Origin of the sequence: Actinokineospora xionganensis (genome assembly GCF_014323725.1) — a bacterium.
GTDB lineage: Bacteria > Actinomycetota > Actinomycetes > Mycobacteriales > Pseudonocardiaceae > Actinokineospora > Actinokineospora xionganensis.
Window position 1 is genome coordinate 23,729 of sequence record NZ_JABVED010000034.1, and the last position, 12,693, is coordinate 36,421.

At 68.9% G+C, this 12,693-nt stretch carries 15 protein-coding genes and 2 pseudogenes; 7 read left to right on the top strand and 10 right to left on the bottom strand.

Annotation, left to right across the window (positions count from 1 at the left end; translation table 11 throughout):
- The first annotated feature begins 40 nt into the window (after positions 1 to 40).
- Complete coding sequence (gene dapE, locus GPZ80_RS30845) at positions 41 to 1,108, top strand: succinyl-diaminopimelate desuccinylase (protein ID WP_187224627.1); 1,068 nt, start codon at positions 41 to 43, stop codon at positions 1,106 to 1,108.
- Here the strand turns inward: dapE and GPZ80_RS30850 are convergent.
- A complete protein-coding gene (locus GPZ80_RS30850) occupies positions 1,098 to 1,385 on the bottom strand; it encodes a hypothetical protein (protein ID WP_187224628.1) in 288 nt (95 codons plus the stop codon). The genes dapE and GPZ80_RS30850 overlap by 11 nt on opposite strands.
- A gap of 45 nt (positions 1,386 to 1,430) precedes the next feature.
- Here GPZ80_RS30850 and GPZ80_RS30855 point away from each other — a divergent pair, with 45 nt between their 5' ends.
- A complete protein-coding gene (locus tag GPZ80_RS30855) occupies positions 1,431 to 2,213 on the top strand; it encodes an LOG family protein (RefSeq protein WP_312880668.1) in 783 nt (260 codons plus the stop codon).
- Positions 2,210 to 2,742: pseudogene (locus GPZ80_RS30860) on the top strand (LOG family protein). The gene GPZ80_RS30855 and the pseudogene GPZ80_RS30860 overlap by 4 nt, the downstream one beginning before the upstream one ends.
- A 30-nt stretch (positions 2,743 to 2,772) precedes the next feature.
- On the opposite strand, the gene GPZ80_RS34175 reads toward GPZ80_RS30860, so the two are convergent.
- Complete coding sequence (locus tag GPZ80_RS34175; protein ID WP_376771796.1) at positions 2,773 to 2,931, bottom strand: penicillin acylase family protein; 159 nt, start codon at positions 2,929 to 2,931, stop codon at positions 2,773 to 2,775.
- Between the two features lie 367 nt (positions 2,932 to 3,298).
- The gene (locus tag GPZ80_RS30870; protein ID WP_312880669.1) at positions 3,299 to 3,967 is read right to left on the bottom strand and encodes a lysophospholipid acyltransferase family protein; all 669 of its coding nucleotides are present in this window, start codon (positions 3,965 to 3,967) and stop codon (positions 3,299 to 3,301) included.
- 79 nt (positions 3,968 to 4,046) lie between these two features.
- Between GPZ80_RS30870 and folP the strand changes: the two genes are divergently transcribed.
- Together folP and GPZ80_RS30880 are read left to right on the top strand one after the other, a co-directional pair.
- Positions 4,047 to 4,916: a dihydropteroate synthase gene (folP, locus tag GPZ80_RS30875; protein WP_312880670.1), complete on the top strand. Its 870-nt coding sequence runs from the start codon at positions 4,047 to 4,049 to the stop codon at positions 4,914 to 4,916.
- Positions 4,917 to 4,921: 5 nt separating this feature from the next.
- Entirely contained in the window at positions 4,922 to 5,821 is a 900-nt protein-coding gene (locus GPZ80_RS30880; protein WP_187224645.1) for a glucosyl-3-phosphoglycerate synthase, read from the top strand.
- Between the two features lie 247 nt (positions 5,822 to 6,068).
- Here GPZ80_RS30880 and GPZ80_RS30885 read toward each other — a convergent pair whose 3' ends face one another.
- From GPZ80_RS30885 to GPZ80_RS30895, 3 genes are all read right to left on the bottom strand, one after another.
- Positions 6,069 to 6,443: an Imm1 family immunity protein gene (locus tag GPZ80_RS30885; RefSeq protein ID WP_187224632.1), complete on the bottom strand. Its 375-nt coding sequence runs from the start codon at positions 6,441 to 6,443 to the stop codon at positions 6,069 to 6,071.
- Positions 6,443 to 6,958 (bottom strand): DddA-like double-stranded DNA deaminase toxin, encoded by a 516-nt coding sequence (locus GPZ80_RS30890; protein ID WP_187224633.1) that lies wholly within the window; start codon positions 6,956 to 6,958, stop codon positions 6,443 to 6,445. The genes GPZ80_RS30885 and GPZ80_RS30890 overlap by 1 nt, the downstream gene beginning before the upstream one ends.
- A 224-nt stretch (positions 6,959 to 7,182) precedes the next feature.
- Positions 7,183 to 7,413 carry a hypothetical protein gene (locus GPZ80_RS30895; RefSeq protein ID WP_187224634.1) on the bottom strand — a complete coding sequence of 77 codons (231 nt, stop codon included), beginning with the start codon at positions 7,411 to 7,413 and terminating at the stop codon, positions 7,183 to 7,185.
- 155 nt (positions 7,414 to 7,568) lie between these two features.
- On the opposite strand from GPZ80_RS30895, the pseudogene GPZ80_RS33150 reads away from it, so the two are divergent.
- Positions 7,569 to 7,757 (top strand): annotated as a pseudogene (locus GPZ80_RS33150) (helix-turn-helix transcriptional regulator); the annotation flags it as partial.
- Between the two features lie 222 nt (positions 7,758 to 7,979).
- Positions 7,980 to 8,939 carry a hypothetical protein gene (locus GPZ80_RS30900; protein ID WP_246477657.1) on the top strand — a complete coding sequence of 320 codons (960 nt, stop codon included), beginning with the start codon at positions 7,980 to 7,982 and terminating at the stop codon, positions 8,937 to 8,939.
- A gap of 40 nt (positions 8,940 to 8,979) precedes the next feature.
- Here the strand turns inward: GPZ80_RS30900 and GPZ80_RS30905 are convergent, their stop codons facing one another.
- The 4 genes from GPZ80_RS30905 to GPZ80_RS33910 all read right to left on the bottom strand — a co-directional run bounded on the left by GPZ80_RS30905 (position 8,980) and on the right by GPZ80_RS33910 (position 12,586).
- A complete protein-coding gene (locus GPZ80_RS30905; RefSeq protein WP_187224636.1) occupies positions 8,980 to 9,639 on the bottom strand; it encodes an extensin family protein in 660 nt (219 codons plus the stop codon).
- The gene (locus GPZ80_RS30910; protein ID WP_187224637.1) at positions 9,636 to 10,505 is read right to left on the bottom strand and encodes a hypothetical protein; all 870 of its coding nucleotides are present in this window, start codon (positions 10,503 to 10,505) and stop codon (positions 9,636 to 9,638) included. Before GPZ80_RS30910 ends, GPZ80_RS30905 begins: the two co-directional genes overlap by 4 nt.
- A gap of 310 nt (positions 10,506 to 10,815) precedes the next feature.
- On the bottom strand, positions 10,816 to 11,733 hold the full coding sequence (locus GPZ80_RS30915; protein ID WP_187224638.1) for a C40 family peptidase: 918 nt from the start codon (positions 11,731 to 11,733) through the stop codon (positions 10,816 to 10,818).
- Positions 11,734 to 11,743: 10 nt separating this feature from the next.
- Entirely contained in the window at positions 11,744 to 12,586 is an 843-nt protein-coding gene (locus tag GPZ80_RS33910; protein ID WP_187224639.1) for a C40 family peptidase, read from the bottom strand.
- Positions 12,587 to 12,693 lie beyond the last annotated feature (107 nt).

The window sequence follows — 12,693 nt, forward strand, 5'->3', positions numbered from 1 at the left end:
ACCACGTTAGTCAATCGGGCGCCAGGTAGCGTTGCCGACCGTGACCGTTGAGCTGGATCTCACCGCAGACCCCATCGACCTGACCGCCGCCCTCGTCGACATCCCGAGCGTCTCGGGCGACGAGCAGGCCATCGCCGACGCCGTCGAGCGCGCGTTGCGCGTGCAGGCCCCGCACCTGGAGATCGTGCGGCTGGGCAACAACGTGCTCGCCCGCACCACCCTGGGCAAGCCGTCGCGGGTCGTCTTCGCAGGCCACCTCGACACGGTCCCCGTCAACGCCAACCTGCCGTCACGTCGGGAAGATGGCTTCCTGCACGGCCTGGGCACGGTCGACATGAAGGGCGGCGACGCGGTCATGCTCCACCTCGCCGCGACGGTCACCGACCCCACACACGACCTGACGTTCCTGTTCTACGAGTGCGAGGAGATCGAGGCCGCCCGCAACGGTCTCGGCCGGGTCGAGCGGGAACTGCCCGACTGGATGACCGGCGACCTCGCCATCGTGTGCGAGCCGTCCAACGCCATCGTCGAGGCGGGCTGCCAGGGCACGATGCGCATCGAGATCCGGACCAGCGGCACCCGCGCGCACACCGCCCGAGCCTGGATGGGCGCCAACGCCATCCACGCCCTGGGCGCGGCGCTGAACGTCCTGGCCGGGTACGAGACCAGGACGGTCGAGATCGATGGGTGCACCTACCGCGAGGGCCTGCAGGCCGTGCACATCGGTGGCGGCGTCTCCGGCAACGTCGTCCCCGACGCAGCCCTGCTGCGGATCAACTTCCGCTTCGCCCCCGACCGCACCCCCGCCCAGGCCGAGACCCACCTCCGCGAGGTGTTCGCAGGGTTCGACGTCGAGGTGGTCGACAGCGCGGCGGGCGCCCTGCCGGGCCTCACGGCCCCGGCTGCCCGCGACCTGATGGCGGCGGCCGGCGGAGACCCAGTGGGCAAACTCGGCTGGACCGATGTCGCACGGTTCGCCGCCCTGGACATCCCCGCGGTCAACTTCGGCCCCGGCGACCCCCTGCTGGCCCACATGCAGCAGGAGAACGTCCCGGTTGAACAGATCACCCGCTGCGCCGACGTCCTACGCAAGCTGGTCACCGGCTAGCGCTGATCCGAGCACCGTTGACGAGCGTCAGCGCGACCGCGCACAGCAAGGCGATCAAGCGGCGGCCGACCAGGAAGACCCCTTCCCCGGCAGCGATGCACTGCACCAGATCATGGCCGGTACCAGCAGGACTCCGGCCGCGAGTCGACGCCGCCAGCGCGGTGACCGCCACGCGGCGGTCGATGTCCGCCCGTTCCCGCTTGGCCTTCTCCTCAAGTTCCTCCACCCGGGAACGCGAGGACTTGAGCAGGGTGTCGACGTAGCCGGCGTCTGTCACCGGCTCCTCCTTCGGGTGACCGCGGATCACCCTAGACTCGATGACGTGACTCTTGACGCACATCAGATCCCCGCCGACGACGAGCACCCGAGGGAGCGGCAGCGCGGCCCGGTCACGCTGCGCCGCGGGCAGAGCGATGAGGCGACCACCACCGACCAGCGGCTGCTCGACTCGCGCGGTCCCAGCGCGTGGGTCCACACCGACCCATGGCGGGTGCTGCGCATCCAGGCGGAGTTCGTCGAGGGTTTCGGCGCGCTGGCCGAGGTGCCGCGCGCGGTCACTGTCTTCGGCTCGGCCCGCACCCTGCGCGACCACCCCGAGTACAAGCTCGGCCGCGACATCGGCGCGGCGCTGGCGAACGCGGGTTTCGCGGCCATCACCGGTGGCGGCCCGGGGGCGATGGAGGCGGTCAACCGGGGCTGCTCGGAGGCTGGTGGCCAGTCGATCGGCCTGGGCATCGAGCTGCCGTTCGAGCAGGGCCTCAACCCGTGGGTCGACCTCGGCGTCAACTTCCGCTACTTCTTCGCCCGCAAGACGATGTTCATCAAGTACTCGCAGGCCTTCATCTGCCTGCCCGGCGGCTTCGGCACGCTCGATGAGCTGTTCGAGGCGCTGACGCTGGTGCAGACGAAGAAGGTCACCAAGTTCCCGGTCGTCCTGTTCGGCACGGAGTACTGGGGCGGGCTCTACCAGTGGCTGCAGGACTCGGTCATGAAGCACGGCAAGATCGGTGAGAAGGATCTGGCGCTGCTGCACGTCACCGACGACATCGACGACGCCATCCGGGTGGTCGAGGAGGCGTACCAGGCGTGGAGTGACACGCATTGAACCTCTGTGTCTACTGTGGATCACACGATTCCGTCCCGCGCGGCTACCTCGACCTCGCCGATGAGGTAGGCGCGGGCTTGGCCGCGCGCGGCTGGAACCTCGTCTGGGGCGGCTCGTCGGCGGCGATGATGGGCGCGGTGGCCCGGTCGGCCCGGCGCGGCGGCGCCCGCACCCTCGGGGTGATCCCCAGCGGCCTGGTCGCCCTGGAGCGGGCCGATCCGGAGGCCGACGAGTTGGTCGTGGTCGACACCATGCGTGAGCGCAAGGCCGTCATGGACGACCGGTCCGACGCCTTCCTCGCCCTGCCAGGTGGGCTGGGCACGTGCGAGGAGCTGTTCGAGTGTGGACTTCGCGCTACCTCGGGATGCACGAGAAGCCGGTGGTCCTGCTCGACCCGGACGACCACTACGAGGGCCTGATCAAGTGGGCCAGGGAGCTGCGGTCGCGCGGCTTCGCCTCCCAGGTCGCGCTCGACGCGCTCGTCGTCGTGCGCACCGCCGAGGAGGCGCTGGACGTCTGCGCGGGCTGAGCCGGTCCACCGGCCCAGCCGTGTCGACGGTCAGCGCAGCCGCGGCACGCTCACGGTGTGCCGGTCGACGTCGCAGAACCGTTCGGTCACCCATTCCTTGCGGGAGGACAACTCCGTCTGGTCGTTGTGGTGCGGCGACAGCGGATCGGATGACTGCGAGTACGCCATCACGGTCTTCGCCTGCGGCACCCGTCGCCGGCCAGTGCGACGACGTGCAGGCAGCTGGGACTGTTGGAGCCCGGGCGCCGACGTCGGCACACCCGCGCCGGGCGTCCCACTGTGCCCGACGGCTTGCCTTCCGGCCCGAACCAGCGTGAGCGCTGCCCGGCGAGTGAGACCGTGCCCTCGCCGATGGCGCACAGGTGGTCACGGGCCTGGGCGTACCCCTGGCCGAACCCCCGCGCCGCGCAGGTCGCGGGCCTTGATGTGCGGCACCCCGTACTCGGCGTAGCGGATCGTCGTCCCTGGTCCTGGTCCGTCCAGCCAACTTTGATCTTCCGAAGGGCGGTTCTCACTGCGGCGCGCCGCCCAATCGGTGGTGGGGCAGGCCCTACTCCTACGCGGCGTTGGGGCGCTTGTGGTACGAGTCGACGTACTCCTGGCCCGACAGCTCCATGATCGCGTACATGATCTCGTCGGTCACGGCGCGGCGGATGGGCAGGGAGTTGCCGAGGCCGTCGTAGCGGCTGAAGTTCAGGGGTGTGCCGAAGCGCACGGTGATGCGGTGCGGCCGGGGCAGCTTCTTGCCCTTGGGCTGCACCTTGTCGGTGCCGATCAGGGCCACCGGGACCACCACGGCGTTGTGCTCGAGGGCGAGTTGGGCGACCCCGGTGCGGCCGCGGTGCAGCCTGCCGTCGAGTGAGCGGGTGCCCTCGGGGTGGATGGCGAACGCGCCGCCCGCGTCGAGGATCGCGCCCGCGTCGTCGAGCGAGGCCAGCGCGGCGCGGCTGTTGTCGCGCTGCACCGGGACGGCGCCCAGGGCCCGGAACAGGGTCCCGACCAGGCGACCCTTGATGGACTTGCCCTCGAAGTACTCCGACTTGGCCAGGAAGGCGACCTTGCGGCTGACCATCATCGGGACCACGAAGCTGTCGATGACGGCCAAGTGGTTGATGGCCAGGATGACCGGTCCCTCGGCGGGCACGCGGTCCGCTCCCTCCACCACCGGCCGCAGAAACAACCGGGCGAGGGAGGAAAGCACGACACGCAGCGCGCGATAGAACACGAGGGGGCCTCCTTGGTCGGTCTCTACTGTAACCACGCCGACGCCCGGCGACCCGCGGTCCATGGCACGATCGGTAGCCGTGAATCAGCTCCGGTTCGGCAGGCGCGCGGTCCCTCAGGACCGGGCGCTGGTGATGGCCATCGTCAACCGCACCAGGGACTCCTTTTACGACCAGGGCGCGACATTCGACGACGAGCCCGCGTTGGCCGCTGTCGACCGGGCGGTGGCCGACGGCGCCGACATCGTCGACATCGGTGGCGTCCGAGCCGGGTCCCACGGTGAACCGGTCGACGCGGCGGAGGAGGCCCGGCGGGTTGTGCCGTTCGTCACGGCCGTTCGCGAGCGGCACCCGGAACTTGTCATCAGCGTCGACACCTGGCGCCACGAGGTCGGCCGCGCGGTGTGCGAAGCGGGCGCGGACCTGATCAACGACACCTGGGCAGGCGCCGATCCGCTGCTGGCCGAGGTGGCCGCGGAGTTCGGCGTCGGCATCGTCTGCTCCCACACCGGGGGAGCCCAGCCGCGCACCGACCCCCACCGGGTCCGCTACACCGACGTGGTGGCCCAGGTCGTCGCCGAGCTGGTCGAGCGGGCCGAGCGGATGGTCACACTCGGAGTCCCCCGCGAAGGGGTCCTCATCGACCCGACACACGACTTCGGGAAGAACACCTGGCATGGCCTTGAGCTGCTGCGCAGGCTCGACGAGCTGGTCGGCACGGGGTGGCCGGTGCTCATGGCCCTGTCGAACAAGGACTTCATCGGCGAGACTCTCGGTGTTGGCCTGCGTGAGCGGGTGGATGGCACACTCGCCGCGACGGCCGTGTCCGCGTGGACGGGCGCGCGGGTCTTCCGCGCGCACGAGGTGCGGCAGACCAGGCAGGTGGTGGACATGGTGGCGAGCATCGCCGGGACAAGACCGCCCGCGCGCGCGGTTCGGGCGCTCGCGTGAGCGGGATGCTGGACCACACCTGGCAGAGTCCGGAGTGGACGATCTCGCAACTGGTGTGCGCCAAGGGAACCCGCACCGTCAGCGTGGTTCTCCCGGCCCTGGACGAGGAGGGCACGGTCGGCCAGGTCGTCGAGTCCGTCCGGCCGTTGCTGGGCAGTCTTGTCGACGAACTCGTCGTCCTCGACTCCGGCTCGGTCGACCACACCGCGGCGGTCGCCACCGCCGCCGGCGCCCGGGTGGCCCACCGCGCCGACGTCCTGCCGGACGTCGAGCCGTGGCCTGGCAAGGGCGAAGTCCTGTGGCGGTCGTTGGCCGCCACCACCGGTGACCTGCTGGTCTTCCTCGACACGGACCTAATCGAGCCCGACCCGGCCTTCGTCCCGTCCCTGCTCGGCCCGCTGCTGACGGCGTCCGGGGTGCACCTGGTCAAGGGCTTCTACCGCCGCCCCCTTCGGATGGAGAGCGAGGAGGCGGGCACCGGCGGCGGCCGTGTCACCGAACTCCTGGCCCGTCCCGTGCTCTCCGCCCTGCGCCCAGAGCTGTCCGGGGTGATCCAGCCCCTCGGCGGCGAGTACGCGGCCACCCGGGAATTCCTGGAATCAGTCCCGTTCGCGGCCGGGTACGGAGTGGAGATCGGGCTGCTGCTCGATGCCCACTCGCGGTATGGGCTGGACGGGTTGGCGCAGGTCAACCTGGGTGTGCGCAAGCACCGGAACCGGTCGCTGCTGCAGCTTGGGGTGATGTCCCGGCAGATCTTGGGCACGGCATTGAGCCGGTGCGGGATCGAGGCCGGATCGGGTGAGCTGACCCAGTTCGTGCAGGTGGGCGGGGAGTGGCTGCCGGACACGATCGACGTGCTGGTGGCCGACCGGCCGCCGATGGCCGAGGTCCTGGTGGGCCGCTGATCAGGTGTGGCCGAGGTCGGTCCTGAGATCGTCACTGTCGATCGGCCGACTGAGAAGCCTTACCAGGTCGACGTCGGCATGAAAGGGCCGCAGTGGCCCGCCACTCGTGGATCGTTTGTTCGAGTGATGCCCGCTGCCCATGGCCTGCCTGCGACACGTGACGCAACTCCGCCGTGAACCGGCGACGGCCTGCTCCGGAGCCTGTCAGCCCAGGAGAAATCGCCGGTTGTCAGTGGTGCGGTCATGGTCAGGCGTCCTGCCAGGCGACGCTCGGCGGGGGCGTGTCGCTGTCGGCGAGGAACTCGGCCAGGGCTGCCGCGAACGTTTCCAACGGAACCCCCGCACCCTGTGGGAAACCGACTTCGGACTCGATGACCGCGGGTGAATCCGGGTCGCCCTGGCTGTATGCGAAGGCCTCGTCGCCTGAGTACAGCAGGTAACCGAAGCCGTGTTCGATATGGGCGTCGAGGACAGCGTTGTCCGCCTCGATTGTCGCGGTGAAACTCCCGGGTCCGCGTAGCAGGTCGACAAGGCCCGTGATGTCCTCAGGCGATGCGATCGGCAGGCTCTTTCCACCCGGGACGCCGCCGTCAACGATCGCTATCGAGGCGTTAAGGGTCATCAGCCTGCCTTCCCTCGGTAGATCTTGATTGTTCCGTCGGCCTGCACCACTCGCAAACAGGCGCCGGGTGGGAGAAAGGTCGACAGGTACTTGTCGCAGGTGACTCGCTGGTGGGCGTCGTACTCGCGAGTGCCGCAGACCTGTCGATCCACCACGACTGTCTCATCGCTCAGACCCTCGCGCCGCATCGCCACGGCGACCTTGATCTCCACATGAGTGGCGAGACGCTGAGCCGCGCGATCCCGTGCCGGCAGGGTTTTGGCAAACTCCTTCGCCGCTTCGAAATAGGTGTCATTCGGCCCGCTGACCAAGCGGGCGGACCAACCGTCGGATCGGACCCACTCACCACGAGCCTGTGAGCCGTCCGGGCGCTGACCGACACGCCGTTTGGCGACGTCGACCCTCGCCATATCTGGCGGTGCGGAATGGGCCGAAGGTGTCGAGCCGACCGAGTACCCGATCTCGTCGAGATACCGGTGGAGCAGTTGGTTGGCCAGATCGAGCGTGGCGACCACACGCGCCGACTCGGCTGAGGCGTGGTCCGCGGTCTCAGCGAGGCGACTCATCTCCGGAACCTGTGTTCCCACTAGAGCCGCCGCCCACCCACTCCGTGCCTCTGCCAGCTCAGCGACAGCGTCGAGGAGGGCCCGACGTGCTTCGGCGATCATTCCGAGGACGCGAGTGACATCAGATCCAAGATCCGAAACCGCCACTTCGTCCCCCCTTCCGGCGCGGGTGTTCACCGTCGACCCTTCACCTGATTGTTCGGTGATGCGAGCAGTTGGAGGCACTCTCCGCAGGTGCTGTTGCCCTCCGGAACGCGTGGAAAGTCCTCGCGGGTGAGGATGAGGTCGGCGCCGCATACGCAGTGGATCTCGTCGCTTGGGCAGAAGCGGTAGCGGCTGTCGCGGATCAAGGCGGCGTGCATGGTGTGGCCGGATTGCTGCCACTCCCACTCGGACCGCCGCACGAAGCCACCTCCATCTCCTACCGGACGAGGTCCACTAAACGATCAATGCGGCGGACTTGCCAGAGCGCAGGGCGGGCGGATCAGAGGCGTCGATAGGGCGCCGTCGCGCCTCTGACGTGGCGAGATGCCTTGCCGCTACCGTGGGTTGTCCTTGGATGGGGGTGAGGTCGGTGGCGGTTCGGCGGGCTCGGCTGGCCGCTCGGCGAGAGGCGTTGGGCTTGACCCAAGAAGCCCTTGCCGAGCGCCTCGGCGTGGAGTTGTCCACCGTCGGGCGCTGGGAGCGGGGTGCGCAACTCCCGCAGCCGCCGATGCGGTTGCGGTTGGCCGCGGTCCTCGGTGTTTCCATCGACGAACTCGGTGGGCTGCTTCGCGCCGATGGCCCGAGGGACGCGGGCCCTCTCGAGGAGGATGTCCGCGGAGATCAGCTGAACTGGCTGCGGACAAGGCAGGCGCCGGGCGTTCGGGGGCGCGAACTGAGCGAGTTGGCGGCATGGCTCTACCCGGCCGACCAGCGTGCTCCTGGCGGGCATGTCCTGGTGGGCCCAGGCTGGCTCCTCGATCGGCCCGTGGAACTGGACTCGGTGCGCCTGGTTTTCTCCGACGAGGTCCCGACGCGCCCTCGTCCCGCGCCGATGGATCACGTGCTGCCGTTGGCCGCCCATGGCAAGCGTTACTCGAGCTACGCCCGAGCCGTTCGGGACTTGGTCCGGCCGCGCTTGTTGGAGAACCGTCTGAGTTATCGCCTGATCGACGTTTCGGCAGGCGAGCATCTGGCCCTGACCTTCGGCACGACCACGTTCTTCGAGGTCTTCGACGTCAAACAACCAGTGGCACACGAGTTCAAGGCGGCCTGGTTGGCATCCGACCGGTCCATTCCCGCATGGGACGCGTTGCCGTTGCGTTCGCAGATCGGCGATCCGTTCGACCCGACTCGCCTGGTGCTGTCGCCGGGCATCAGCACCTTGACCATCCGCAAGGACCTGCGCGGCGATCACCGGTTCGTGCTGCACGAACGTGATGGCGGGAAAGTCGCCGACGGTGGTGGGCTCTGTCACGTGATGCCCGCGGGCGAGTTTCAGCCATCCTCGGTCTCACCTGTGGACTTGCGCAACGACTTCTCGTTGTGGCGCAACATCATGCGCGAGTACTCGGAGGAGTTCCTCGGCGATCCGGAACATGACGGCGGCGCGAGCGGTCCCATCGACTATGCCGCCGAGGAGCCCTTCCGCTCGTTCGGCCAGGCACGGGCCCAAGGCAGCTTCAGGTTGTGGCACTACGGCTTGGTCACGGAACCGCTCGAACTCGGTGCGGCACAGCTCACCGTGGCCGTCGTCGATGGCGACGTGTTCGACGACCTCTTCGCCAAACTCGTGCAGACCAACGACGAAGGCCACATCGTCGGCGCCGGCGGACGAAGGGACATCCCCTTCACCGCCGACGCCATCGACCGGCTCGAACCACGCCTGTCCGCCAGCGCGTTGACGCTGCTTCGACTGGCATGGCGGGATCGCGGTCAGCTGCTCTGATCCGGTCGACCGGCCCACGAAGGGGCCGGTCGACCAGCCATCAGAACGTCTGGTTCGCGAAACCCTTGGTGGCGATCTTGGACAGCATCGACTGCCACGCCGCCGAGCTCGAATGGGGATCACCGGTGATCCCCAGCGCCGATTTCGCGCCGTTGAAGGCGTTCTGGGTGTTCGTGCCCCAAATCCCGTCCACGGCCAACCCCGACCCGCGGAAGTTGTTGCACATCGCCTGGACGAACTTGGTGTCGCTCTCCGAGCTCTTGACGCACAGCACCGGCAGGCCGCCGAAGTCGGAGTGGATGTGGTCGGCGTGGGCGGAGTTGTACCAACCGTCCAGCGCGTACCGGAAACGTCTGCGGCACACCGCGTCCACCGCCAGGTAGCGCTTGCGTAGCGACGCGGTGCTGGAGGCGTGGTGTTGGTCGAGTGGGCTGCTGACCTGCCCGCCGCTCCACCGGACGTAGTCGAGGTCCATCGCTGTGCCCGCGCCGTGCTGGCCCGGCTTGTTGACGTAGAACCCGGCCGACACCAGATACGTGACGCTCCCGTAGGCCGACGATAAGGACCGCAGGTCCCGCACCCAGAGCACGAGTTTGTCGTAGAACGCCTGGGTGCACTGCCAGTTCCGCAGCGTCGTGTTGCCGCGGCTGGAACGCCAGTAGTAGACCGGTGTGCCGTCGATTCGCTGGAAGGTGATCATCGGACCTCCGCCGTTTGGAGCCTGCCGTCGAGCAGCCAGTACGAGACGCGGCCCCGGTGGGTTCGGACCAGGCCGACCGCGTGGGACCGGTCGGGGACTCCGGCGGGGCCGCGGCCCGCGCCGACGGTGCCCGCGAGGGCGGCGGAACCGCCGATCGCGTTGCCGACCCAGCGGACCGAGCCGTCGTCGTCGAGGACGCCCTGCACTGCGGCGTCGTCGAGCCTGCCCGCGGCGAGTTCGGACCACGTGGTGCCGTTCGACGACACGTGGAGCACGGTTTCCTGCGATCCGATCGCGCCTGCGAGCCAGCCGCCCCGCCTCACCGCGAGGGTGGTGACGTAGGCGGTCGCCGCCAGACCGGTGACCGCACCGAGGCTCCAGTTCACGCCGAGCCTGCGTGCGGCGATGGTGCCCTGCGGGACGTCCTCGCCGGAGAGGTCAGAGCCCAGCGCCATCGCCTCGCTCGGGTTCGAGGCTATGGCGGTGAACACCGACCGCCTCCCGTGCAGACGCAGCACTTCGCGCCAGGAAAGGCCGTCGGCGGACGACCACAGCGCGGCCTCACCGTCGATCGAGCCCGCGGCCAAAGCGCCGCGCGCGTCGGTGGCGACGTCGAGCACGAGCGCGCCAGCGAGTCCGGTAGTGGCCTTGGCGACACCGTCGTCGCCGATGAGCACCCACCGGGAGTTCTGTCGGCACAGAACTTGTGGGCTGTCGCCGACGACCGCCACGCCCGCGCAGATGTCGACTTCGGCGGTCGCCGCGGCGAGTCCGGCGCCCGGTCCGACCGCCGCGACGGCCGCGAGGCCCGCCGCGCCGATCACGAACGTCCGGCGGCTGATCCGATCTGGTTCGTTCGGTCCCAATTCAGCTGATGTTTGCACGGGAAACCCTTCGGGGATAAGGGAAAAGTGCACACGACAAGCAAGAACTGTTGGTGGAGGATTGGCACGACAGTCCGAGTGTAGAACTCGTCGATCCACTTGGGATACGTCCGTTCCGACCAATCTGGACCAGTCCGATACGCCAAAAGGCCGTTGACGACACGTGTGCGAGCGTCCCGTGACAGCCAAAAGGCCCTGCGGGCGTGGGCGCCGTGCAGGGCCTTGAGGGTCGGCGGTCACGACCGCTCTGGGGGGATACGGTCTCCGCGAGCCGCCGACGTCCCCGGGGCGGCTAGATCACGCGAATCGCGTGTGCGGTCCAGCTGGACTGGCCGTAGAGGTCCTTGATCCGCACGCTGCTCGCGTCGCGCGGCCAGGAGGCCTCGATGAGCTTGCCGTTGCCGACGAACATCGCGACATGGGTGGTGCTTCCGGGGTTGTCGCCGCTGCCCCAGAAGATCAGGTCGCCCGGCTCGAGCTGGTTGAGCGGCACCTTCTTGCCCGCGGCGTACTGCTGGGTGGTGGCGGGCCCGATGTCGATGCCCGCGCCCTTCCAGAAGGCGTACAGCGTGAAGCCGGAGCAGTCGTAGCCGTAGCGGTAGTAGTCGTCGCCGCCCTCGCGCTGGCGGTGTTCGACGCCGTAGGACGGGCCGCCCTTGCCGCCCGCGCCCCAGGAGTACAGGTAACCCTTGCCGGTCTGGGACTTCGCGGCGTCGATGACACGCTTGATCTTCTCCGCGCGGGTGCCGGTGGTCGGGCCCGCCGGGCCGTTGTTGCGCCCGTGGACCTTCTTGGCGCCGCCGCCCGACGCCTCGTCACCGCAGCGCGGGACGCCGGGCGCCCAGCCGTCGGTGCCGGTCTTGACGTACTTGTCCGGCACCCACCAGCCGTCGGTGGTGTAGTCCCAGATCTCGCCCGCGGCGCTGGACTGGCACTTGACCGGGACCAGCTGTCCCGCCTTGTAGGCGTTGTACTTGTGACCGGGCGCGTTGGCGTCCTGACCCTTCTTCTTGCGGCCGTTGATGTCGACCTTCGCCGGGAAGCCCTTGGGCTTGATCGCCGGGTCGATCTCGAAGTCGGCGTCGGTGAACTCGCCGTCGGCGGCGACGGGGGAGGGCGTCGGCGTCGGGTCGGCCGAGCCGCAGGCGGTCAGGCTCAGGCAGGCGATCATCGCCATGGCCAGGATCTTGGTGTTGGTTCGCATCGTCATGGTCCCTGTGTCACCAGTCGGCGGGCATGTAGGCCCAGCCGAGGTAGTCGGAGCGGTTGCGGAAGTGGTTGTCCTGGTAGACCTTCGGCCCGGTGCTGATCGCCTTGTTGTCGCCGATCGAGAGCATCACGTGGCCCCACTTGGTGTTGCTGCGGAAGAACACCACCGAGCCGGGCGGCGGGACGGAGCCGGTGTGGATGCGTCCGCGCGCCTTCTGCCACTCGTAGTGCGTCATCGCGGAGTACTGCTTGCCGGAGGTGCCGACCGAGCGCTCGACGAACAGTTCGCACTGCATGTTCCAATCGGTGGCGCCGAGGCGGGCGCGGGCGAACGCGATGGCTTCCTTGGCCCGTGGGTCCGCCGCGGCCGAGCCGCCACCCCCGCCGCCGCCACCGCTTCCGGCGCAGCGCGCCACACCCGGGGCGAAGCCGTCGGTGCCGGTCTTGACGTACTTGTCCGGCACCCACCAGCCGTCGGTCGTGTAGTCCCAGACCTCGCTGCCGTGCTTCGCCTGGCACTTGATCGGGACCATCTGGCCCGCCTTATAGGCGTCGTATTTGTGGCCGGGCGCGTTCGCGTCCTGGCCGATCTTCTTTCGCCCATTGATGGCGACCTTGGCCGGGAACGACTTCGGCCCGATCGCGGAATTGATTTCGTCGCCGTCGAGAGCCGCTTCCTCGGCGTCGTCGGTGGCGGCGTTCCCCGGCGCGTTGACTGCCATCGCCGCGCCACTGGTGATGATTTCCGTTGTTTCCGGCGCGGCTGCGATGCCGTCGTCGGACGAGCCGCAGGCGCTGAGCGTCAGCACGCTCGCCGCCGCGATGGCCGCCGCCACCACATTGATGGTCTTCACCCTGTGTCTCCCTCGTGTGATTCGGATCAGCCCGGGCCGTTCGGGGCGGTACCGGGGCATGGCCCTACGATGGGCCGCCGCTGGGCCTGTCCGGTAGCCGCTTACGC